The organism is Enterococcus sp. C46 (genome assembly GCF_040887565.1).
GTDB classification, from domain to species: Bacteria; Bacillota; Bacilli; order Lactobacillales; family Enterococcaceae; genus Enterococcus_B; species Enterococcus_B lactis.
In genome coordinates, this window is sequence record NZ_JBFOGA010000003.1 from 318,682 (window position 1) to 341,710 (window position 23,029).

The window sequence follows — 23,029 nt, forward strand, 5'->3', positions numbered from 1 at the left end:
AGCCAGTGTTTCTTGCTAAATTAGTGAGTTGTTCCGGCATTCCCGGAAATATCTTCTTTATTTTCTACTGCTGCTTCAACTGCATAAGTCAAAGAAGAAGCAATGTCTTCCAGAGACATAGAAGGTGTACCCACTGGACGATCGATCACTTGATCTGGTGAGAATGGTACGTGGATGAACCCACCGCGAATTGCAGGGAATTGCGTTTCGATCAAATGAAGCAAACGATACATGATATCGTTGCAGACAAATGTTCCTGCTGTATAAGAGATGTACGCTGGTAGACCATGATCTTGTACATTTTTTGTCATTGCTTTGATTGGCAATGAAGTAAAGTAAGCGGCTGGACCGTTTTCTTCTAAAGCCGTATCAAATGGCTGATTTCCTTCATTATCAGGAATTCTTGCTTCTGCTAGATTGATTGCGACACGTTCGAACGAGACTGCTGACCGTCCGCCTGCTTGTCCGACACAGATCACGACATCTGGTTGGTGCTGTTGGATGGCTTCTTTGACTACTTGACTGCTTTTTTCGAATACGGTCGGTACTTCCACTTTGATGATTTCAGCACCGCTGATTTCATCTGGCATTTTCTTTACTGCTTCATAGGCTGGATTCACTTTGTCCCCACCAAATGGATCAAAACCTGTTACTAGTACTTTCATCTGTTGTTCCTCCGTCCGATTGATTTAACATATGGTTATCTTTTATCTTACCATTTTCCTTGAACTGCGTAAATAAAGGAAAGAAGAGTTTAAATAACATAACAGAGCAAACTTAATATATTCTTATAAAAAAATAGTGTTCCACTACTTTGAAAGCGGATTATTTTACTATAAAATAAAGATTTTCTGATGGAAATATCACCTATACCATTTATCGAAGAAAGGAAGTAAGAAATGAAAAAAATAACATCAGTTTGCAAAACAGGACTTCTTTTAGGAAGTACCGTCATTAGCATGGTGCAAGCAGAAGTACATGCTGACACAGTCACAGACTCAAAAAACGAAATACGGATAACCGAACAAATGCCTCGATCAGGCGGGGTCATTTTGGATGATAGCGGGAAAGTGATTGGCACGACAGATCCCTCTCTCATAACGGATGCCCCTTTAGAAAGCAGAGGATCTGTCCATATCCACCGCGGACATTGGACATACGGGACGCATAGTTGGCCGAGAGTAGCATGGGGAACCAAACAAGCTTGGTCAAATTTCAATCATTATGATAAATTCCACTATGCAACAGCAGTGGTTGGAGGTAGAAGATATACTGCTTATGCTGACCGTAACATGTATGCCTATGCCACTGTAGTAGGTGATAGCAAACACACAGGCTTAGCGTATTACGGCTGATGGTAATCCATCTTTAAGTAACTACACTGATGTTTTCATCAGACATCATTAAAAAATTGCTACTTATTTTAACAGTAAAGGATCACATTTCATGAACAATAAACTTATTCGGTTGAATTTATTCGTCCTTTTTTCTATCCTTTCATTTATGATTTTCTTTTATGTCCAAGAGGTGGCACAAGAAAGAATCATCGCCGACAGCTATTCACTTCCTGAACAATACCAATCGTTCGATCTACCTCGAACGATCCAAGACGATCGACAAAATTTTTCGAGAAATCTGACCATTTTGCTCGAAACGGCAGAAGAAGAACAGTTGAACGTACTTTTTCGTGAAACAAATTTCACACCCAAAATCACGAACGGAAAGCCTGACCCAAGTGTTGATTTAGTCGTGATCGACTACTTTTCCAATGAGCCTGATTTGAGAACGCTGCTGAATCAGCCTTCAGCAAAACACCTCTCAACCCAACACTATACGATCAATTATGCTTCGTTCAACAATCATCCATTGATAGAGCTGCCTTCCTTTAAAGAAGCGACGAAATTTGTAGAGAGCCAAAATACAGAGCAGGTATCCGCGTTCATCGAAAGCTTGACGACTAAGTATAATGAACTCTATCAACCTTCATTCACGGTGCAGGATTTTCAATATACAGATTATTCAGAAACCATCATGTTGCTTGATTTTCGTCCTGTGAGGAATTTGATTATTATCAGTCTGGTCTTCTTTCTGTTATTCACCGCTCTATGGCTATTCGACAATGCAAGAAAGTTATCGATCCTACGATTGAACGGACTCTCTTGTGCGACGATCTTGTATAAAGTACTGATAAAACATCTACTTTTCCTGTTCGGATCGTGTTGTTTGGTCCAGCTAATTTTTGATCCATCGATTTTCCTTTTGAACATGTTCCACCAATTCGCTTTTTTTACCGTATCTATCATTAGTTTGCTATGTGTTGTTTATTTCTTATGCACCACTTCTTTTGTGGAGAATCTAAATAGGAAATCGTATGCCAGAACTTTTATTTTTTCACTTTATTTCTTCAAGACCATCGCCTTCGTCTGGTGCTTGGCAAGCGTCCTTACACTTGTCGAACTGGTCAATCTGTCGCTTCTTCCTTCTACGTATCCGGATGAATTTTCTGAGTATGCAGTATTTTATAATACCTATTCAGGGAAAAACAACCATGAAGTCATCAGTATCGAAAACAATGTATTAAGCGCCCAACAAGACCGCTTGTATCAATATCTAGAAGAAAACGGGATGCTACTGATTGGTACAGTCAGTTACTTTATGGAAGAAAAAGAAATCAACCGCAAAATTTGTGTAAATGTCAATTATTTGCAAAAATACCCGATCATCAGCGTAACTGGACAAAAAATAACGATTTCTCCCGAGGAAACACAACGTGTCTTTCTAGTACCGGAAAGATTGGAGAATCAGTTCCAAGAAATCAAAGAACATTATTTGCATGGTTACTTTCTGGATGAATCACAAGCTGATTTTTATCTCATCCGGTCCAAACAAGAGATCCATACATTCCACCCAGATGAAGAAATCATTCACTATCCGAATGTCATCGAAGTCCAAACAAGAAACAACAGTGCGGGAAACCTCCGACAAATCATTACTGGTGGTGGATATTTCGACCCAGTCAAAGTTCCTATCACTCAATCGGTCGAGAAAACATTCGAACCCATCAAAAAAGTACTGGAAGAAAATTATTTATTGGACAACTACCCAGTCCTTACTCCGCTTTCAGAAATCAAAAAAGTAGATTTACATTTCGGAATCAAACGACGTAGCCTGGAAATTCTCTTCGCACTTTATCTTTTGATCACGATGATTGCTTATCTCGTGCTGATCTCTTTGAAGATCAAAAAGCAGAAATATACGATTTGGCGATTGAATGGTATTTCCATGATCAAAACTTATCGTATGATTTTCTTGCCGTTTTTCATACAATATGGTGCATTGGTTTTATATACGACTTTCATGGATGCGCCTTTTGCTTGGCTCCAAAGTCTGATTCTTTTTTCTATCTTAGAGATGGGAATGATTTTCTTCACCTTGCACCGTTTGGAAAGAAAAGAAAAAGCAACTATATTAAAAGGAGAATGATAGCCTGATGCCTCTCATCCAATTAGATCATGTAACGAAAACCTACAAACAAAAACTTGTCCTGAATGCTGTCTCCTTGTCGATCGATCAAGGAGAATTTTGGACGATCCACGGAAAAAGCGGTGCAGGAAAATCCACCCTATTGAATCTTTTGGGACTCATTGATTCATTCGATGAAGGAACGGTCTCGCTCTTTGGAAAAAATGCGCCGAGAATCAACAGCAAAGCAGCTCTTTTACTACGGAGAAATAAAATCTCCTATCTTTTCCAAAATCATGGATTGATTGAAGATGAAACGATCATGGACAATTTGAACATCCCCTTCATCTATCGAAAGACCAGACGAAGAGAAAAAATCAAGCTGCAACAAGAAGCTCTTGCCAAGGTTTCCTTAGACTATCCATTGAAAACAAAAGTTTATCGTCTTTCTGGCGGAGAAAAGCAACGCCTAGCTTTTGCCAAACTCCTACTAGAAGACAAAGAACTGATCCTAGCAGATGAACCCACTGGCTCTTTAGATAACGAGAACCGTAACCATATCTTGGATCTGCTATTCCAACAGCATCGCGCAGGGAAAACAGTCATCGTTGTGACCCATGATCCTTATATCATCGAAAAAAGTCCACGCTCTTTTTCGATAGATTCGTGGCAGGAAACTAAAAAAGAGGTTGTGAAATCAGCGCTCTGACCTGAGTATTAGAGAAACAAAAAGGGGGTGTGACTAGTGTCACACCTCCTTTTTCCGAATAAATGGTGTTCCAGAAGTAGCTTCTTCGAAAAATAAGCCGAAATTCCACAAAAATTTGAGAAGCCATTTTCGTCAATTCCTTCTTATTTCTTGAAGCTGACCACTTCTGTCCCAACCTCTTTTTTTATTTAAATAAAATCATGTAAGCAATTTGGAAAACAAGCATGAACAAAGCAATGAAAAGTTGATTTTTGATCACACCGTATTTATCTTTCATTTCCAACATCGCCACTGGCACGATATTGAAGTTAGCAGCCATTGGTGTCAGCAAGGTTCCACAAAAACCGCAAGTCAACGCGACCATTCCTATTAACGCTGGATTCGCTCCATGGCTAAATACGAATGGTGCACCGATACCAACCGTCATCACGGTGATAGCCGCAAATGCATTCCCCATGATTACCGTAAATATCACCATGCCAAGAGCGTAAATGATGATACCGATGTTCACATTTCCTTCTGGAACGATCGTACCTACGGCATTGGAAATCACTGTTCCAACTCCGGCACTTGTAAATACCGCACCAAGAGAAGCTAAAAGCATGGGCAACATACTTAACGGCCCTACTGTACCCAGCATATCTGCTGCGTCATCTAAAAATGTGCTTGGGCGATTATCTCGAGAAAAGAACATCAAGATCAGCATAGCCGCAAAAACACCGACACCCACACCGACTAAAGCACCTAAATTGGTGAATAAAGCAAACAAAATCGCAAAGACACCGATACTCAAAGCTGGAATAAATATTTTCATTCCTAGTTTGTCTGACATTTTTTCCATATATGCTTTTGATGGAAGCCGACTTTCTCCTTTGCTGACTCTCTTAGCAATCGCGGGTATGGTCATCGCAAAGATCAAGCCGCCGTTCACGATTGCCGGAAGCCATCTTCCTCCTGCAATAACTACCCCTAAAACCGTCCAGAAAAAGGCTGAGCCGTAACGATGAGGATTGGTTTGATCTGTTAAGTTTCTTACTCCAGTGTAAATCAACACAAGTCCCATCACGATATAAAGGATCTCCAATAATTTATCGCCTAACAAAATATCAGGATTTGTAAAAAAGTCCATCTTATTGCCCCTTTCCTGAATAATATTTCTTCGCTAGCTTCTTTTCTTTAAGATAGAAGTAGACACTTGCCACGACTAAAGCTGTAATGGCCACTGGAACTTCCACTAAAGCAAGCTGTCCCAATGTTACGTCATATCCTAGATCTTTCAATGTGGATTGGACTAGCAATGCCCCTGCTCCTCCGATGAACAGTACTTGTCCAAAGAACCAGCAGACATTTTCCATAGCTGAAGCCATCCCTTTTAGTTCTTCTTCATGCTTCGGATGGACTTCTAACCCTTTTGATTCGATGGTCCCCAATGCCATAGGTAGAATGATCGGACGAACAAATCCAGCAACTCCACCAAAACTCACGTTAAAAGCTGCAAAGATCATTCGAAAGATCCCATAAATATCTACGATCATGCCAGCAGATACTTTTTTGAATCGCTTGATCAAGGAAGCCGCTGATTCTTTCAGACCATTTCTTTCAAGTGTTCCTGTCGCCAACATAATGATGATGAAAATCGCCATCCCACGATTGTTCACAAAACTTGTGCCTAAAAGTTCTAACATTCCTTGAATGCCAAGACCGCCAGTCAAAGCTGTCACAACTAAAGCAACCATTACGATCAATATCGAGTCTAATTTAAATGCGAACCCGAGAATAACGATCAAGACGCCTAAAAGGCTAAGATAATTTTCCATGTATTTTCCTCCATAAAATGACAATATTTTTTTAATTATAATGCAAAACACATAAAAAATATAGCTGTTTTCTTACGAAATAGACACTATTTTTAAATATTTTTCGTTATTTTTTTATTATATAATTCACCTTACTTATTGTAAGATAAAGCTTTTTTCAATCTAATGCTTGATAATAAATAAAAATAAGGAACAGTTACCGTTTTTTTAAATGATTTATAAATAACAGATTAGTTCTATGCTGTTGAAAAGCATTTATTTTCTTTTCCGCTAATGATGTATCCATCGATGCTTGATGCACCTTAATAAGAAGAATCAGATTGCCGATAACTTGGTAGGTGTGCTATACTACAGAAAAAGATATACGATCTGCCACCGGGTAGGATAAAGAGGATGATCATTCCATTAGGTCTTTGAAGGGATGATTTTCCTCTTTTTGTGTATTTTTTTATAGTTAAGGAGGAATGTAAGTATGGCATGGATGGAATTAATCATAGCAGGGATTTTGGAAGTATTCTGGTCAACGATGATGAAATGGAGTGATGGTTTTTCCAAAGTCAATTATTCTTTCTACACAGTGATTGGAATGATTGCTAGTTTTTACTTTTTGTCAAAGGCAATCAAAAGTTTGCCGATGAGTCTCTCTTATCCTATTTGGACAGGGATTGGCGCGGTTGGTTCGGTCATTATTGGTGTGGTCTTGTTTCATGATAAGCTGAATCTTTCCACTTGGTTCTTTGTCGGGTTGCTGCTCATCAGCATCATTGGCATCAAAATCACTAGCGGTCACTAGATACTTAGACAAGCAGACAAGGACTGATCAGAAAAAGCGGGGCTTTTTATTTGATATTCCTCTTTCTATGAAAAAACAAGAAAATAAGACTAATGACCTAGCGACTTCTCTACTCATCAGGTGTATGCTTGTACTATCTATAGAAAAGGAGTGAATATTTTTGAAAAGTCTTTCGGTCCAAGAATTATCCAAGAACTTTGGTCACAAACAAGCCCTCAGCGATGTCAGTTTTAGCTTATCTCCTGGCAAAATCGTTGGATTAGTAGGTCCTAATGGCGCTGGAAAAACAACGATCATGAAAGCTATTTTAGGACTGATCCATTACTCAGAAGGAACGATCCGTATTGGTGAAAATGAGATTTCTCCCTCTAGTCATAAAGGATTAGAACAAGTAGGAGCATTGATCGAATATCCGGGTATCTATCCATTCTTAACAGGTTATGATCATCTGAAGTTATTCTCTGAAACAAACGATGTATCTGCTATCGACACTATCGTGAAACAGCTCAAGATGGAAAAATACATTCACAAAAAAGCGAAATCCTACTCGCTGGGAATGAAACAAAAATTGGGAATTGCTCTTGCCTTACTGAACCATCCGTCTATCGTTATTTTAGATGAGCCGATGAACGGTTTGGATCCACAAGCAACAAGAGATGTGCGAAAAATCATTACCGACTTGGCTACTCAGGGCACCTCTTTCTTGATCTCCAGTCACTTACTCAGCGAGCTTGAAAAAATGGTCGATGAGCTGATCCTGATCAATCAAGGAAAAATCATCAAACAATGTACAATGGCTGAATTGAACCAAACAGCGCAAGATTTCATCGTTATCTCTACGACAAATGATCAAGCTGCTCGAACGATCTTGACAGACGCTGGATATCCCTTGGAAGATCCTGATAAAATCAAGCTTCTAAAAGAAAACGAAGAGTTATTAGGAACTGTTATCCAGTTATTGTCTGCAGAAAATGTCCATGTGACAGATGTCCAGCATCTGACGAATGATTTGGAATCTTCCCTATTGGAAATTCTGGATTCAGTAAAGGGGGAAGAAGAAAAATGACATTGCTTATAAAACAAGAATTATTTAAATTGATCAAGAAAAAGTCAACTGCTGTTTTATCTGTTCTATTAGTTGCTTTGCTCATAGGAACAGCACTTCTAGCCAAAAAATACACGACGATCATTGATCCAGTTGAAATGACTGCTCAGCTTTTCAGTGCCACATCTTGGATTGTCTTTATCATGATTGCTGCTGCAAGTACGATCATTTCAATGGAATCACAATATGGTACATTGAAAAATCTCCTTTATCGAAAGTATTCTCGAGGAGAAATATTAGTAAGTAAATGGATCACATTAGTTATTTATTCTATTTATTTATACCTTTTAGCTATTATTGTCACCGTGTTGATGAAACTGATCCTTTTCCCTTCGATTTCCTTTACGGAGAAGATTTCTACTGGTCAGACACTGATCCAAAGCTTATTCACTTATACTTTGGGTAGTTATATCGGTTTATGGCTAATTTTAAGTTTAGTGTTGATGATTGCTTGTTTTATCAATAGTTCCGGTGCCTCCATCTCAGCAGGGATCGTCTTTTATTTTGCTTCATCAATCATATCTGGTATCCTCATCGCACTCATTCAAAAATGGGAGTGGATCAAATGGAATCCAATCAGTATGCTGAATCTGCAAAACCAAATTGGCAACGAAGAGATTATGAAGCAATTGACTCATCTTTCTACTAATCAAATGCTGTTTGGCAATTTAGCTTACATTGCTTTGTTCTTAGCATTGGGATACCTCGTATTCAAGCGAAAAAATGTATGATGGTTCATTAACAAAGAAGTTGTGACAGAAGTGGCCAGTTTCAAGAAATTTCGGCTTATTTTTAGAAGAAGCTACTTCTTGAACACCATTTATTCAAAAAAAGAAGCGATGACACGAATGTTGTCACCGCTTCTTTTTTGAATAAACCACAGGCTTCACAGCCTCTCTTTATACTTCTATACGTGAAGCATCCCAGTGGCAAATAAAACCATTGCGATTACTCCGACCATCGTCACACCGATAAGTAAAATCTTATCTAAGTGGATATGTTGTACAGGTTCGTTTTGTTCTTTACGTGCTTTGAGGTAAAAATAAATACCTGGTAAGAAAAGAACAAGAACAAGCATCACTTCATTAAAGGCTACAACTAGCATGGCCCATACTTGAAAAGCACTTGCTAAAAACCCTACTAAAAATTGGACCCACTCTTTCCGCTGATAAGAAAGCTTCATTTGGTACAGCCCTAAGAAAAGCCACGTGAAGAAAATCGCTGCTGTACCAAGTGTATAAGCAAAGTTATATGCACTGTCAGTGAATAATAATGAAAGTAAAAAGACATTCGTACATAACGTCGTCAATACGATAGCATAAGTTGGTGCCCCATTTTTGTTGAGTTTTCCCCATGCTTTAGGCAAAAGTCCGTCCTCAGCCATATTCCCCATTGTTTCAATCGGCAAGATTGTCCATGAGAGCCAAACCCCAACTAAAGAAATGATCAAACCGCCGTTGATCACGACCGCCCCCCATTTACCAACCATCATTTCAAATACATATCCCATAGCAGGTTGCGCTTTGATCGTTTGCAGCTGATTCATCGTCATTGTGCCATATGGAAGCATGGAAACCAAGACGTAAATAATGATCAAACCGAATATTCCTAGAATCGTTGCTTTCCCAACATCCGATTGTTTTTTTGCTCGTGAACCTACGACAGAAGCTCCTTCAATACCAACGAATACCCAGAGCATCACCATGATGCAACTCAATACTTGACTAGAAAACGGGATCGGCTGCCCATTCGCATTCAATATGATATCGCTAGAAAAGTTATTAATGAATTGTTGGATCGAAAAGGTGCTGATAGCTACTACAATAAATAAAAATAATGGCACTAATTTACAAAATGTGACGATAGCATTGACAAAGCTAGCATTTTCAACTCCACGATTCACTAGCCATGCATATCCCCATAAGAAGATCGTACTCATCACGATCGATGCCACATTTTGACCACCTTCGAATACGGGGAAGAAATAACCTAATGCACTCATCAACAATGTTGCGAACGCCACGTTTCCTAACCAGCATGTGAGCCAGTAACCCCAACCGCTGATAAAACCAGCGAAACGGCCAAAACCTTCTTCTGCGTAACTAAAGATCCCGCCTTTTAAATCTGGACGTTTTTTATTGATATTATTGATCGATAAGGAGAGCATCAACATTGCTGTTCCTACGAGTACCCAGCTGAAGATAGCTGGGCCACCAGCCGATCCGGAGATGTCCGTCATAATACCAAATACGCCACCTCCAATCGCTGAACCAATCACTAAGGCAGCAAGTGGAATCAAACCAATTCCTTTTTTCTGTTGCTCTGTATCCATGTAAGCATCCTCCAAAGTAAAACCGCTTTTATCAAAAAGTATAACAAACCTTTTTTATTTTTACTTAATTAATAAAAACTTTAATAGAAATATAATTCTACCGACTTTTTTCTCATTATACAAGCAAAGCGCCTAGTCCCTTTCCAAATTACACCACCAAAAAACTTAAAAAGATGCTATACTAAAGGGAAAGAATTGGGGGATGATCCATGAACATTTTATATATATCGATTTCAGGAAATACGCGTGCTTTTGCCAAACATCTAGCAGAATATGCTGAAAAAATGCATGCAGAAGATCCTGTCAATCCTGAAGTTACTTTAAAAGAAATCCATGAAAATAGTGATTTTACGAAAGAAACAGAACCATTTTTTACTTTCGTTCCTACTTATTTAGACGGCGGGAATGGGTTAGACAACGGTGACACAGAAATCTTGACCGAAACGATGCGCGAATATCTGGAATACGAAGACAATCATAAACTTTGCCTTGGTGTAGTCGGTAGCGGTAATAAAAACTTCAACAATCAATATTGTCTGACAGCCAAACAATACGCACAAAGATTCGGCTTTCCTTTCTTGGCAGATTATGAATTACGGGGAACACCATCTGATGTGACACGCGTTTATCAAATTTTGGCAGAAAAAAATAAATAACACAAAAGAAGAAGCTGAAAAATAAATTTCGGCTTCTTCTTTTTATGTTCTCTATTGTTTCTATTCTTATTAAGCTTTGACATCCATCACAGGTGCTTTTGCTTTCGCTTTACCTGTTTTTTCCAAGACAAAGTTTTTTACACGATCCATATTGGTTACCAAGACGATCATGGAGGTTTCTTTGTCTGCTGCTTTGATTGCTTCTAAGTCAGCTTCTGCTACAAGCGTATCAGGTGTCACTTGCTGTCCTTCTGTTACTTTCACATCGAATGGCGTACCGCCTAAGTCAACTGTGTTGATGCCCATGTGAAGCAAGATTTCTAAGCCATTTGGTGTCGTAATGCCGATAGCATGTTTTGTTGGGAAAACAGAACTTATTACTCCAGTAACCGGGGAATAGATATGTCCGTTTTCTGGTTCTACAAAGTAACCTTCACCCATCATTTTTTGTGCAAAAACTGGGTCACTTGCTTTATCTAAAGAAACAACTGTTCCGTCAGCAACTGATGATAAGATAGTCACACTTTCAGCTGAAGCTTGAGGTACTGCTTTTTCAGGTACTTCATTTACTGTGGCTGTTTCGGTCGCTAGTTCTTCTTTTTCTAAACGGTCTTTAGGAATACCGAAGAAGAATGTAGCAACGAAGCCACCAGCGTAAGCAGCCAATAAACCAAGGATATAGCCTAACCATTTACCATCAGAGATCAATGGAATCAAAGCGGCTCCTGAAGGTCCAATAGCGATTGCTCCGACATTTCCGATCATTCCGATCACTGCCCCACCGATACCTCCACCGATACAAGCAGTAATAAATGGACGTCCTAGAGGTAATGTTACTCCGTAAATCAATGGTTCGCCGATTCCTAAGATTCCGACTGGTAAAGCCCCTTTGATCATTTCTGTTAATTCTTTGTCTTTTTTGCAGCGGATCCATAATGCCAATGCTGCACCCACTTGTCCTGCTCCGGCCATCGCAAGGATTGGAAGCAATAAGGTACGACCAGTTTCATCAATCATTTGTACATGGATTGGCGTCAAGATCTGATGTAGTCCGAACATGACCATTGGCAAGAATAATGTACCTAGAACGAAGCCGGCAAATGCTCCTCCAACACCAAGTACCCAGTTGATCCCACCGACCATGCCGTCAGAAATGAACCCTGCTAAAGGCATGATGAAGAAAATTTCGATCAGACCGATGGCAATCAGGGAAAGAGTTGGCGTAACGATGATATCTACCGCATCAGGTACTACTTTATGCAGTTTTTTCTCAACGATTGACAATAACCAAACTGCGAAGATAACACCTAAGATCCCGCCTTGTCCAGCTGCAAGAGCTTCACCGGTAAACAAGTTTTTCAGTGGTGCTTCTGGATTCATCCCTGTCAGCATCACAACAGCCCCGATAACTCCACCAAGCGTTGGCGTTGCACCAAAAACTTGTGCAGCATTGATACCTGTATAGATAACTAGATAGCTAAACATCCCGTTTTTCAAGATGTTCATCACATCGATATATTGTTGCCATGTTCCTGCGTCTAGTGTTCCAGCTGTGACTAAGTTTGCTAAAACTGCGGCAATCCCTGCCACGATCCCAGTGCCGACAAATGCAGGGATCATTGGTACAAAGATATTAGAGATGTCTTTTAATACCGATTTGATTTTAGAGGGTTTTTGTTTCGATTTTTGTGCCGCTTTCATTTCTTGTGCCCGTTCGTTTACACGGTCTTTTCCAGATGCAGAAGAACTTGCTGTAGTTGCACTAGCAGAAGGAAGTTTTTCTCCTAATTTCACGCCTGCTAAGTCAACCATTTCCTGCGCTACTTTGTTCACTTTCCCAGGTCCGATGATGACTTGGAGCTGTTCATCCTCTACTACGCCAAGCACTCCTGGAATCGCTTTTAATTCCGAGACATTTACAAGATCATCATTGATGACCTTCATACGTACACGAGTCATGCAGTGGACAATGCTTTCAACATTGCCCATACCGCCTGCTCCTTGATAAATTTGTTTTGCCAGTTCTTCCAAAGTCAATTCGTTTTTTGCCATGGTCTTTTCCCCCTCATAAGGTTCCTTTTACAAAACCGTTTGCTTCAGCTAATTTTGCTTGAGCTGCCTCTTTATCACTATTTGTCAAAATCATGACGATAGCCAGTTTGACATTTTGATCTGCTTCCTCAAAGTACTTTTCAGCTGTTTCGTAGTCAGCTTCTGTCGCTTGCATGATGATTCGTTTTGAGCGTTCGATTAGTTTTTCATTTGTTGGTTTGACGTCGACCATCAAGTTATTGAATACTTTACCGATACCGATCATACTGATAGTAGAAATCATATTCAAAATCAGTTTTTGTGCTGTTCCTGACTTCAATCGAGTAGAGCCTGTCAAAAATTCTGGTCCTGCATCGACTTCAATTGGGAAATCCGCATGCTTGCTGATTTCTGCTTGTTTATTGCAAGAAATCGTTCCTGTAACAGCACCAATCGATTTTGCGTAATCTAATCCACCAATCACATATGGTGTACGACCGCTAGCTGCGATACCAATAACTATATCATTTTTTGTTAAATTCAGCTTGATTAGATCTTCTTGCCCTAATTCATAAGAATCTTCGGCTCCTTCGACGGCTACAGTCATTGCTTCTTCTCCACCAGCAATTAGGCCTATGACCATTTCCGGTTCTACACCGAATGTCGGTACACATTCAGCAGCATCTAATACACCAAGTCTACCACTCGTTCCAGCTCCCATATAAATCAAGCGACCACCTTTTTTAAAGGATTCAATCGTGTTGGCGATCACTGGCTCGATACTTGTCAGTTCTTTTTCAACAGCAGCGGCCACTTTCTGATCTTCTTTGTTCATGAGTTGGACTGCTTGAGAAATACTCATTTCATCTAATCCAAAAGTTTCTTGGTTTCTGCGTTCCGTTGTTAGGTTCTCTAAATTGATTTTGCTCATTTTTATCTTCCTTCTTTTCTTATAAATTGATAGTTCATACCAGCTTTGATTTGGTTGATCAGCGGTAGTTCTTCTTTGATGACTTTGGCTACTACATTCACTTTTTCATCCGCTGGCAAATCATATTTAGTTAATTGGATCTCACCCATATAGCGCAAATACTTTTCGTTATCTAAAGTAATAGATCCTTTCATACGCTTAGCTGTATTTCTTACTGGGATTGGCGGAATCTCTCGAAAACGCGCATCTGCGCTTCGTATGACATCTCTTGCATCATCTTGCCGATTCGTATGTTTTCCTAATATATATTCGTAAAAAACTTCATCTACAGGTTCCGTATGGAGCAAGACTGTCTGTTCTTTTTGGAAAGAAGCAAATTGCTCCTGAACGTGTTCTGACAGACCTGCATCTCCGATATAAACAATATCCGTGTTACTTGCTAATAGATCAAGAGCACCTGCCAGAGGATGGATCCCTCGATGTTCTTCCAAAGTTGGTAATCCTTGATACAGTGGACCTCTCAACTCTGTATCTCCTGGTACAAAGCCTTGTACAAGGAATCCTTGAGTTTTGAGCCATTGATTTTTTTCCTGATACCATTCTTTGTCCAGCCCTGTTTCAGGACGTGGATAATAATTATGCCAAGCTTCAATCTGTGAGAAATCAGCCGCTGCTTCTTTCAACTCATCGATATCTTTAGGCGTGATCGTGCTGGCATTCAAACTGATTTTCAATTGATGTGACCAGTCGGCGATCTGCTGATTAGAAATATGATAATCCATTCTTAACCCTGTTACACCAATTGCTTTCAAGGGTGTTAGATCTTCTAATGAAAAGCCAGCTCGTTTCAATGCCTCTCCTGAAATATCGACCATCAACTCTAGTTTATTCTTTTTCGCTTCGCTTCCTAGTTCGATCAATCGATTTTGATAAGCCGAAACATCATCTTCCGGTATATGCATGGAAGTGAAAATACCGACAAAGCCATTGGATGCCATTTGGCGGATATACTGTTTCTTCTCTTCTGACAAAGAATCATTCATAAATATTGAAAAGCCAAACATATTATCCCTCTTTTTCTGTATCCGTCTTCATTTCTATGACTAGAGTATATATCTAAAGAAACAAAATTTCAATACTTTTGTTAAAATAATTAAATTTTATTTCTAAAAATTGGATTTATAATGCCAAAAGAATTGACACAGCCACAAAAAAGGCACTGCTAAGCAAAAGCAGTGCCTTGAAACATTTTATTTAAATAACACAAAAGTCTAATTACTCATAAGAAATTAATTCTGTATTGTCTACCATGAATGTAAAGAACCCTTCATTAGGCATTGGATGAAAATAAGCATTGATCACTCTTATCAAGGCATTATGACAGACTAACAAGTAGACATTTTCTTCGTCTTCCATGCATTCTTTCAATAAAGGAACGATCCGTGCGTACACATCTAAGACCGACTCTCCATTTGGGAAACGTACAGCAAACGCTAAACGCGCTTTTTGAAAGTTTTCATCTTTGCTTGGCAGTCCGTCATAATCCCCAAAATCCATTTCTACCAATCGCTCATCAGCGGTCATCGGCAAATTGAGACGATCAGCTACTGCTTGTGCTGTATCTCTTGCTCGTTGAAGAGGGGAATGGATGATTTTCGTGATTGGAACAGGCAAATCTACTACCTTTTCTGCTAGTGCCTGTGCCTGCATCTGTCCCTTTTCAGTCAGCGGCACATCTGCTCGCCCGCAAACTAATCCTTGTGCGTTCCAAGTTGTTTCTCCGTGTCTCGTTACATAAAGCATGTGATTCTCTCCTTCGTTGACAAAGTTCTCCTTAACCATACCTTGTTGTCTTTGAGATTACAAGGTTTAGATTTTCTCAAGAGAAATAATCTCAGTAGATACTTTATCTAGAAAGGTTTGATCATGTTCCACTAGTAACATAGCAGGTTTCACGTTCAAAATCAGTTGTTCTAATTGTTCTTGATTGAAGACATCCAAATAATTCAATGGTTCATCCCATATATAGAGCTCAGCTGGTTGGGATAAAGATTTAGCCAATTCCACTTTTTTCCGTTGTCCCATACTCATCTGTTCGATTTTATTATGAAAAACATCTCTTTCCATCCCAAGCTTTCGGAGATTATTCAAAAATGCTTGATAGTCTACTCGGTTTTTCTTCGCGAATTCCGCCAATGTCCCTCGATTGTCTTCATAATTTTGGCGTACGTAACTAATGGTCAAATGTTTGGGCTGGGATTTTTCTCCTACAACCTTGCCGTTGAATGTCCCCAGAAGATAATGGATAATGGATGACTTTCCCGCGCCGTTAGGACCTGAAATTGCCACCCGTTGATGAGGTTCGATCGTAAAATGAACTGGCTCGAATAACAGATTTTCATACCCTAATTGAAGATTTTCTACGCTTAACAGCCGTTTATGATGAGACACTTGGCTATTCATCGTCAAAGCATCGATATACTCGATATCTTTTAATAATTTTTCTTTCTCACTGATCTGGGTTTCCATCCGATTCACGATTGCTTTAGATCGTTTCATCGTCCGTGCAGCATCAGCGCCTACTGCTCCTTTATTCACTCGCCTAGATTCCGTATCGATGAATCCGACTTTTTTCTTTGTTTTGTCTCCTTCTCGGGAACGAGACCATTCTGCTTTTTCAGCTGCTGTTTTCTTTAGCCTGCTGACTTCTTTTTTCAATTTTTCATTTTTAGCTATTTCAAATTCATCACGAAGTTTTTTCTGTTCTTCATAGATAGAGAAATTCCCTTGATAAAGTTCCAGTTGGCTCTTTTCGATTGCTAAAACATGGTCCACTACTTCATCGATAAATCCCCGATCATGACTCACCACGATGAATCCTTGTTTTTTCTTTTTCAAGTAAGCCGCTACTTGTTTTCTGCCAGAGATATCCAAATGATTCGTTGGTTCATCGATTAACGGGAAATGAGTGTCATCCACAAATAAGAGTGCCAGTAGGACTTTTGTCTTCTCTCCTCCTGATAGTGTGCTGAATTCTCTCCATAAGATTTCAGGATCTGTTTGCATCAGTTGGAGCTCTCTTTCAATTTCCCATATCTCAAAATCCGTAATCTCATTTAACACATAATAGGTCAAACGCTCTTTATCTTTTGTTTGCTGCGGGAAATAGACAAACGCTTGCTGATGGATCACTTGCCCTTGATAAGGGAGTTTGTTTTGCAGGATATTCAGTAAAGTTGTCTTTCCTCGACCGTTTCGTCCGATAAGTCCTAGTTTCCATTGTGTGTCAAAGTTTAGATTGGCTTGTTCAAATAATAATGTGCCTTGGCTGTCATAGCCGAATGTCAGATTTTTTATTTCGATTTTAGACATTATTCCATCACCTCGTAAAAAAAGACCAGTCCTATTTTCAGAACTGGCTAAAGAGGATGCAAGGGTTGGGGCACACAAAAAGACCCATACATCGAAAGAACCAAGCCAATCCCGAAAATCTGCACACTGCTCCCTTGTCTCCACAAGGTACAGTCTGAATGCAGCTTTCATCAATCGACTTAATTTTTCAATGCACGGATCCCTCACTTTGTCCTATATTTGAAATTACGATAGCATAAAGAAATTGTTTTTGTCAACTACTTCGGGAGAATGTTGAAAAATCTGCTGAGTGTCTGTCCTAAGATTTCTGTTTTTTCTAATGTTTGCCTGTGTTCCATTGCTTCCTCTAAATCGATTGGTCCTAATTGAATGCTTAAGACAATGGGGAGAAAATCAGAGAGTCCTTCCATCTCTTGGTCTCTACTTCCGCAAATAGCGATTATTGGTTTTCGATATTTTTTTGCAAGCACTGCTACGCCATATGGAACTTTTCCGTGGATTGTTTGCTGATCAATCCGCCCTTCTCCTGTAATGATGACATCCGCTTGTTCGATCTGTTTTTCTAATCCAGTGATTTGGCTGACCAACTCAAAACCAGAGACCATCTTCGCTCCTAACAAAAAAAGGGCTCCGCCAATACCGCCTGCTGCTCCGCTTCCTGGGATGTCATCTAAATCCACCTCCCAAACATCTTTTATCTGCTGAGCAATCTTTTCAGCTTGTTTATCCAAGAAAGCTAACGTCGTATCCGTTCCTCCTTTTTGTCTTCCAAATTGCCAAGCAGCTCCTTGTTGACCTGTATATGGGTTGGTCACGTCTGCAGCGATGATCACTTTTACTTTAGAAACAAGAACGTTCCTTCGATCCAAATGAAGTTTTCTAGTAGATAACAAAGGATTTCCTTCTGTGTACCCTTCTAAAGAAGCACCCAAGGATTGGAGTAATCCTAGACCACCATCGCTACATCCGCTTCCTCCTAAAGTGACAATGATTTGTTCCACTTCTTGAAGCAGTGTATCTTTGATAAGCTCTCCCAAGGCATAACTAGAAGCAAGTCGGATGGTTTGATCCGTTGGTTTATCAAGTAAATCTAATCCTAATACTTGTGCAGATTCAATGACTGCGGTATTTTTTCCTTGCCAGTTCGTCAATAAATAACTGATTTTTCGCTGACGAAATAAGAGATCCATCCCATCAATCGTACGCCAGGTTCCCCCGAGCGCGTAATAGATTGCTTCTGCAGTATTTTCTCCGCCATCTGCAATCGGCACATTGATTTTTCTTCCTTTACGGTCTTCCCAACCATTTAGAACTGCCTGATTTAATTCAAATGAAGAAGCACTTCCTTTAAATGAATCGATTGCCGCCAAAATATCCATCTATATCCCTCACTTTCTTCTTAAGTAAGACACTTTTTTTCACTTTTTTCAAACAAAACAATGCTATTTTCTTCTGTTTTTCTATATACTAAAAGGGAACTCATTGAATAAAGGAGAGAAAAAACATGAAAATCGCAATAGCTGGAGCCGGAGCAATGGGCAGCCGAATCGGATTAATGTTGCATCAAAGCGGAAATGAGGTCGTCTTGATCGATCGCTGGCCTGCTCACATTGAAGCCATTCGTACAAATGGATTGATTGCTGACTTTAATGGCAAAGAAGTAGTTGCAAAACTGCCAATCTATTCACCAGAAGAAATCATCGAAAGCAACAAACACGTGGATTTGATCGTAGCCTTGACAAAAGCGAATCAATTAGATGATATGTTTCGTTCGATCCAATCCATTATTACTGAGAATACTTATGTTTTGTGTTTACTGAATGGATTAGGTCATGAAGATGTACTGGAAAAATATGTACCAAAGAAAAATATCTTATTTGGGATCACGATGTGGACAGCTGGTCTAGCTGGTCCCGGAAAAGTCACATTATTAGGTGATGGAGAAATCGAACTAGAGAACTTGGAACCAGAAGGCGAAGCATTTACAAAAAAAGTTGTAGAAGTCTTTCAAGAAGCAAAATTGAATCCAATCTATAGTCATAATGTTCGTTATTCCATTTGGCGAAAAGCTTGTGTAAACGGAACATTAAATGGATTATGCACGATATTGGATTGTAATATTGCTGAATTAGGTGCGCAAAAAGCGGCAGAGGGCATGGTTCGAACGATCGTATCTGAGTTTGCTTCTATCGCAGCAAAAGAAGGAATCACATTAGATCAAGAAGAAGTGTACCAACATATTGCTTCTACTTATGATCCTGACAACATCGGGTTGCATTACCCATCTATGTACCAAGACCTGATCAAAAACCATCGTTTGACTGAAATCGACTACATCAATGGTGCCGTTTGGCGAAAAGGACAAAAATATGATATTGCTACACCATATTGTGCCTTTTTGACCCAATTAGTCCATGCAAAAGAAGGAATCCTTGGCGCAGAATAAAAGGCTCTCTGATGAGAATCAGCTGGATCAGCAGCTGGTTCTCATTTTTTTACCCCCATGAAAGATCAAAAAGAAAAACACAATTCTCATGTTGCCATAAGAATTGCGCTTGTTTATTTTCATCTATGATTGGTTGGCACTTTTATTTATTTTTAACAGAGGAAAGATCGTATTCATATTGTTCATAAATAGCGGAGTCAGTAGTGAAAAAACGTTTTGCCCAATTTTCTGCATCAAAAAATTCCAACAGTTCTGATGGGATTGGTTGAAATGGCGTATGCAAAAATTCCGGTAATTCATCTAAATCACGTTCTTGAAGCAAAAAAATATTTTCAGGATGATAAAACTGATAATGAGCTATGGCTTGATTATCTGTCACTAGTTTCTTTTGAAAATACATAGATTCAAACGTTCGCAAAGTCACTCCTTGCTGACCCTCCCGCAACAGTTCTAGAATTCCCCTCGATTCCCCAGTTTTTTTCAGGTACTCTTCATAAGTAAGATATCCAGGTTGTTCATTTCCTCGAAGCGGAAGAATGAAATAGTTGGTCGTAACATCTCTTTTTATAAATTCCTGCTTATAGCTTTCTGCTCGTTCTTTTCTCCCATTATTCGTTGCACCAAAAAATAGATCCGTCTTTGGTTCGCTAGAAGAAAAATCCATATGTTTCGAATAAAAGGAACTATTATGTTTTAGTCCAAGTTCTTTCGCTTCTAAAAAATCAAAATGATAAATCTCATCGATTGCCGGTTCATCTTGTGCCTGCTTCAGCATCGCCTCGTGTTCTGCTTTGAAGTGGTTCCAAAAAAATAACACGATTTTTGCATTGGTAAATGGACGCACGCGTCGAGCCATCTCCATATCAAATCCATAATCTAAAAAAACGATCAGCTGATAATTTGCCAACTGTTGTCGAGCTGATTTAATGAATTCCGACTGTAGTAAATCTTTTCCGGACCAAACATCTAAAGAGCGGATGGAAGGAAAAAAATAAAGTGATTTATTTTTCGCAATTAGCAATACGTCGTTTTTGTTCATCTGTTCCGCCTCACTTTCTCTGTCACTTTTTCCTATGATAGCCTGTTTAAATAGTAAAAAGCCAGTAAAACGCTTCCTATTATTTTTATAAAAATTTAACATTTCTATGAAAATACGATGAAATAAATCATTCTTCCATTAAAATATGCCTAAAAGTTTTCTGAATAGTTGTAATTATCTGAAAATTTGTTATCATTAGTCATTGTTATTATTGCTATTTATTCTTACTATTTATTCTTACTATACATTTTGATTGTGAATTTAAAAGAAAGAGGTTATTTATGGAAGATAAAAAATTAAAAAAACAACTTAGCTCCCGACATATCACCATGCTAGCTTTAGGTGGAGCGATTGGTGCAGGTCTATTTAAAGGAAGTGGCGAAGCGATTGGAATCGCCGGCCCTTCTGTATTGATTGCTTTTTTGATTGGCGGAATGATTTTATATATCGTGATGAAAGGTCTGGGAAAAATTGTTTTAAGTGGTGGCGATACGCACCACGGATTATCTGGATTGATTCGTCCATATCTAGGTGCTCATGCTGCCGATTTTACCGATTGGGTCTACTGGTCCATGTGGATTATCAATATCATTGCTGAAGCTGTTGCAGCTGCTTCCTTTTTACAGTTGTGGTTCCCCCACATCCCAGCTTGGGTATTTGTTTTTATGTTGGCTGTTTTAACTACTATCATCAATCTTTATTCGGTACGATTATTCGCAGAGACAGAATATTGGCTGGCCTTTGCTAAAATCAGTGTCATTATCCTATTGATCATTTTTGCTGCTTATCTTGTCGGTCAGCAAATGTTGGGTACTGGTGTTTTCCCTACCCTTCAACAATTAACTGATCATGGTGGTTTTACTCCCCACGGTATGAAGGGAATCATCAGTTCTTTGCTTGTAGTTATCTATTCTTACGGCGGTTCTGAGTTGATTGCTATCACAGTAAGCGAAGCAGATGATCCTAAACGTGCGATTCCTAAAGCAATCAAAGGCGTCATGGGAAGAATCATTTCCTTTTACATTATTCCTTTATTTTTGCTTTTGATTATTTTTCCTTGGAATACTTTAGCAGGCACGAACGTTAGTCCTTTTGTGATGGTATTTGAAAAAATGAATATTCCATTTGCGGCAGATATCGTCAATTTCGTGATTGTTCTTGCTCTGTTCTCGTCTATCAATTCAGGTGTATATGCTTCTTCGAGAATTTTGTTCTTCCGCTTGAAAGATCGGAAAGGTTCCTCTAGAAAACTAGCTGTTTTAAACAAGCATCAAGTACCGCAACGTGCTGTGCTGTTTTGTACCAGTGTTCTTTATCTAGGTGTGGCTCTTTCTTATTTTGTCGGTGACAAATTATTTGGCTATCTGGCAGGTTCTCTTTCCTATACAGTATTATTGATCTGGATCATTATCAGTGCTGCGTCCTTTGTACTGACACTAAGGAAAGGAACGTTATGGGACAAAGGAATCAGCTTTTTTGCATTAGCAGTCTTAGGGTTGATTTTCCTTGGTATCCTATTCACGAACTCCATTGGGGTAACTGTATTGACCGGTTTGCTTTACCTGTTCATTTATTTCAGTTATCAAAAAAAGAATGATGCTTTCGTCTTGACGAATGAATGAAACCAATAGAGAATTTTATTCTATTTATATTGAATATCTGGAGCTATTGAAAAAAAGGAGCTGCGACAAAAATTGTTGCAGTTCTTTTTTCCGAATAAACGGTGTTCAAAAACCATCTGCGCAGATTAATTGATTGTTCTCCACGCTCATGACATGATAGAAGAAAGGAATGAAGAAAAAGGAGTTTGTTTTAAATGAAAAAGTATTGGAAGTTTTTGTTGATGATTGGTGTTTCGACGGTAGTCATGTTTGGTATGATGTATTTGAATGTTTATGCGCTTGATCATATCTTCTTCAGTCGCACACGTGTATTCATGGCGCTGATGATGGGTGCAGTCATGGCAGTCATTATGTTGTTGTTCATGTGGAAAATGTATGAAAACAAAAAGATAAATGCTATGATTTTAGCCGCTAGTCTTCTTGTTTTTGCCGGTTCCTTATTTATGGTACGAAGCCAAACAACCGTCAATGATACGGCGTGGATGAAGGCGATGATCCCTCATCACTCTATTGCTATCTTGACAAGTAAACGAGCTGATTTAAAAGATCCTGAAGTAAAAAAATTAGCGGAAGAAATCATTCAGGCACAAGAAGAAGAAATCGACAAAATGAAAAAAATGATCAAAGAAATGGAATGACCATTATCCATCCAAATAAAAAAAGAGGATGTTCCAGAAGTGATCAACTTCAAGAAATAAGAAGAAGCTACTTCTG

The 23,029-nt window shown here is 39.1% G+C and carries 20 protein-coding genes and 1 pseudogene; 10 read left to right on the forward strand and 11 right to left on the reverse strand.

Annotated elements, in window-relative coordinates; all coding sequences use genetic code 11:
* Positions 1 to 20 precede the first annotated feature (20 nt).
* Positions 21 to 665, reverse strand: a complete 645-nt coding sequence (gene pcp / locus AB3I27_RS07210) for a pyroglutamyl-peptidase I (RefSeq protein ID WP_002287081.1) — start codon at positions 663 to 665, stop codon at positions 21 to 23.
* A gap of 234 nt (positions 666 to 899) precedes the next feature.
* Here pcp and AB3I27_RS07215 point away from each other — a divergent pair, with 234 nt between their 5' ends.
* The 3 genes and pseudogenes from AB3I27_RS07215 (at position 900) to AB3I27_RS07225 (ending at position 4,176) form a co-directional block, all read left to right on the forward strand.
* The gene (locus tag AB3I27_RS07215) at positions 900 to 1,355 is read left to right on the forward strand and encodes a lactococcin 972 family bacteriocin (protein WP_235688739.1); all 456 of its coding nucleotides are present in this window, start codon (positions 900 to 902) and stop codon (positions 1,353 to 1,355) included.
* Between the two features lie 91 nt (positions 1,356 to 1,446).
* Positions 1,447 to 3,483 carry a bacteriocin-associated protein gene (locus AB3I27_RS07220; protein ID WP_104760097.1) on the forward strand — a complete coding sequence of 679 codons (2,037 nt, stop codon included), beginning with the start codon at positions 1,447 to 1,449 and terminating at the stop codon, positions 3,481 to 3,483.
* 7 nt (positions 3,484 to 3,490) lie between these two features.
* Positions 3,491 to 4,176 (forward strand): annotated as a pseudogene (locus tag AB3I27_RS07225) (putative bacteriocin export ABC transporter).
* A 179-nt stretch (positions 4,177 to 4,355) separates the two neighbouring features.
* Here the strand turns inward: AB3I27_RS07225 and AB3I27_RS07230 are convergent.
* On the reverse strand, positions 4,356 to 5,300 hold the full coding sequence (locus AB3I27_RS07230) for a DUF979 domain-containing protein (protein ID WP_002308361.1): 945 nt from the start codon (positions 5,298 to 5,300) through the stop codon (positions 4,356 to 4,358).
* Between the two features lies 1 nt (position 5,301).
* Positions 5,302 to 5,988 carry a DUF969 domain-containing protein gene (locus tag AB3I27_RS07235; protein ID WP_002308360.1) on the reverse strand — a complete coding sequence of 229 codons (687 nt, stop codon included), beginning with the start codon at positions 5,986 to 5,988 and terminating at the stop codon, positions 5,302 to 5,304.
* A gap of 472 nt (positions 5,989 to 6,460) precedes the next feature.
* Between AB3I27_RS07235 and AB3I27_RS07240 the strand changes: the two genes are divergently transcribed.
* The 3 genes from AB3I27_RS07240 to AB3I27_RS07250 all read left to right on the forward strand — a co-directional run bounded on the left by AB3I27_RS07240 (position 6,461) and on the right by AB3I27_RS07250 (position 8,617).
* Positions 6,461 to 6,781, forward strand: a complete 321-nt coding sequence (locus AB3I27_RS07240) for a multidrug efflux SMR transporter (protein WP_002308356.1) — start codon at positions 6,461 to 6,463, stop codon at positions 6,779 to 6,781.
* Between the two features lie 160 nt (positions 6,782 to 6,941).
* A complete protein-coding gene (locus AB3I27_RS07245; protein WP_002334911.1) occupies positions 6,942 to 7,847 on the forward strand; it encodes an ABC transporter ATP-binding protein in 906 nt (301 codons plus the stop codon).
* Positions 7,844 to 8,617, forward strand: a complete 774-nt coding sequence (locus AB3I27_RS07250) for an ABC transporter permease (protein ID WP_002312143.1) — start codon at positions 7,844 to 7,846, stop codon at positions 8,615 to 8,617. Before AB3I27_RS07245 ends, AB3I27_RS07250 begins: the two co-directional genes overlap by 4 nt.
* Positions 8,618 to 8,793: 176 nt before the next feature.
* On the opposite strand, the gene AB3I27_RS07255 is transcribed toward AB3I27_RS07250, so the two are convergent.
* The gene (locus AB3I27_RS07255; RefSeq protein WP_002306103.1) at positions 8,794 to 10,218 is read right to left on the reverse strand and encodes a basic amino acid/polyamine antiporter; all 1,425 of its coding nucleotides are present in this window, start codon (positions 10,216 to 10,218) and stop codon (positions 8,794 to 8,796) included.
* A 209-nt stretch (positions 10,219 to 10,427) separates the two neighbouring features.
* Between AB3I27_RS07255 and nrdI the strand changes: the two genes are divergently transcribed.
* A complete protein-coding gene (nrdI, locus tag AB3I27_RS07260; protein WP_002308351.1) occupies positions 10,428 to 10,874 on the forward strand; it encodes a class Ib ribonucleoside-diphosphate reductase assembly flavoprotein NrdI in 447 nt (148 codons plus the stop codon).
* 69 nt (positions 10,875 to 10,943) lie between these two features.
* Here the strand turns inward: nrdI and AB3I27_RS07265 are convergent, their stop codons facing one another.
* From AB3I27_RS07265 to AB3I27_RS07290, 6 genes are all read right to left on the reverse strand, one after another.
* A complete protein-coding gene (locus AB3I27_RS07265; protein ID WP_002308350.1) occupies positions 10,944 to 12,926 on the reverse strand; it encodes a glucose PTS transporter subunit IIA in 1,983 nt (660 codons plus the stop codon).
* Between the two features lie 13 nt (positions 12,927 to 12,939).
* Entirely contained in the window at positions 12,940 to 13,836 is an 897-nt protein-coding gene (gene murQ / locus AB3I27_RS07270; protein WP_002306098.1) for an N-acetylmuramic acid 6-phosphate etherase, read from the reverse strand.
* Positions 13,837 to 13,838: 2 nt separating this feature from the next.
* Positions 13,839 to 14,900, reverse strand: a complete 1,062-nt coding sequence (locus tag AB3I27_RS07275) for a DUF871 domain-containing protein (protein WP_002306097.1) — start codon at positions 14,898 to 14,900, stop codon at positions 13,839 to 13,841.
* Between the two features lie 211 nt (positions 14,901 to 15,111).
* Positions 15,112 to 15,639 carry a histidine phosphatase family protein gene (locus AB3I27_RS07280; RefSeq protein ID WP_002320007.1) on the reverse strand — a complete coding sequence of 176 codons (528 nt, stop codon included), beginning with the start codon at positions 15,637 to 15,639 and terminating at the stop codon, positions 15,112 to 15,114.
* Between the two features lie 66 nt (positions 15,640 to 15,705).
* Complete coding sequence (gene eat(A), locus AB3I27_RS07285; RefSeq protein WP_002334914.1) at positions 15,706 to 17,208, reverse strand: ABC-F type ribosomal protection-like protein Eat(A); 1,503 nt, start codon at positions 17,206 to 17,208, stop codon at positions 15,706 to 15,708.
* Positions 17,209 to 17,465: 257 nt separating this feature from the next.
* Positions 17,466 to 18,587 (reverse strand): glycerate kinase, encoded by a 1,122-nt coding sequence (locus AB3I27_RS07290; RefSeq protein ID WP_104760098.1) that lies wholly within the window; start codon positions 18,585 to 18,587, stop codon positions 17,466 to 17,468.
* A gap of 125 nt (positions 18,588 to 18,712) precedes the next feature.
* On the opposite strand from AB3I27_RS07290, the gene AB3I27_RS07295 reads away from it, so the two are divergent.
* A complete protein-coding gene (locus AB3I27_RS07295; protein ID WP_002293798.1) occupies positions 18,713 to 19,654 on the forward strand; it encodes a 2-dehydropantoate 2-reductase in 942 nt (313 codons plus the stop codon).
* 142 nt (positions 19,655 to 19,796) lie between these two features.
* Here the strand turns inward: AB3I27_RS07295 and AB3I27_RS07300 are convergent, their stop codons facing one another.
* The gene (locus AB3I27_RS07300) at positions 19,797 to 20,693 is read right to left on the reverse strand and encodes a hypothetical protein (RefSeq protein WP_002334915.1); all 897 of its coding nucleotides are present in this window, start codon (positions 20,691 to 20,693) and stop codon (positions 19,797 to 19,799) included.
* Positions 20,694 to 20,974: 281 nt separating this feature from the next.
* Here AB3I27_RS07300 and AB3I27_RS07305 point away from each other — a divergent pair, with 281 nt between their 5' ends.
* Together AB3I27_RS07305 and AB3I27_RS07310 are read left to right on the forward strand one after the other, a co-directional pair.
* On the forward strand, positions 20,975 to 22,315 hold the full coding sequence (locus AB3I27_RS07305) for an amino acid permease (RefSeq protein ID WP_087064059.1): 1,341 nt from the start codon (positions 20,975 to 20,977) through the stop codon (positions 22,313 to 22,315).
* A gap of 194 nt (positions 22,316 to 22,509) precedes the next feature.
* A complete protein-coding gene (locus tag AB3I27_RS07310; RefSeq protein WP_002293791.1) occupies positions 22,510 to 22,953 on the forward strand; it encodes a DUF305 domain-containing protein in 444 nt (147 codons plus the stop codon).
* Positions 22,954 to 23,029 lie beyond the last annotated feature (76 nt).